The sequence below is a fragment of the Pedobacter sp. 01N416 genome (assembly GCF_056399685.1).
In genome coordinates this window covers 1-430 of sequence record NZ_JBFTRT010001116.1, presented here as the reverse complement: position 1 = coordinate 430, position 430 = coordinate 1, and the positions used below count along the sequence as shown (strand labels likewise).

The following is a 430-nucleotide window of genomic DNA, read 5'->3' as shown; positions in this document are numbered from 1 at the left end:
AATTTACCGTGAAAGGCAATTTCGTTGGCAATACGGAATGCTTCTTTGTTCTTTTTCTTTTCGCTATTGGCAATTATTTCAAGTTCACGGATACTTTTATCATTTAAATTCAAAAAAAGCACATCCGCGAGGCCCATTTCCAAAATTAACCTCAGTTCAAAAAGATCCTGTAGTGCATCCGGACTGATTATTAGCGGATCGAGTACACGCTGAAAACCGCCCAATACATCAGGGCTTGATAAAATCATACCCCTCTTTTTCTTAGTCTCGATCATGCCAAGCATCCTCAAGCGACTTAAAGCTTCCCTTAAAACGTTTCGGCTCACCCCCAGTGCTTCAGCCAGTTCCTGCTCTTTCGGCAATGCATCGCCTGGTTTAAATGATTTCTTTTTGAAATAATCTCTTAACCTCATTTCAACCACATCAGCCA

The 430-nt window shown here is 40.9% G+C and carries 1 protein-coding gene; it reads right to left on the bottom strand.

Annotation, left to right across the window (positions count from 1 at the left end; translation table 11 throughout):
• Nucleotides 1–430, bottom strand: a 430-nt coding sequence (locus AC1DND_RS29500; protein WP_477586598.1) for a FadR/GntR family transcriptional regulator, incomplete at both ends; no start/stop codon positions are given.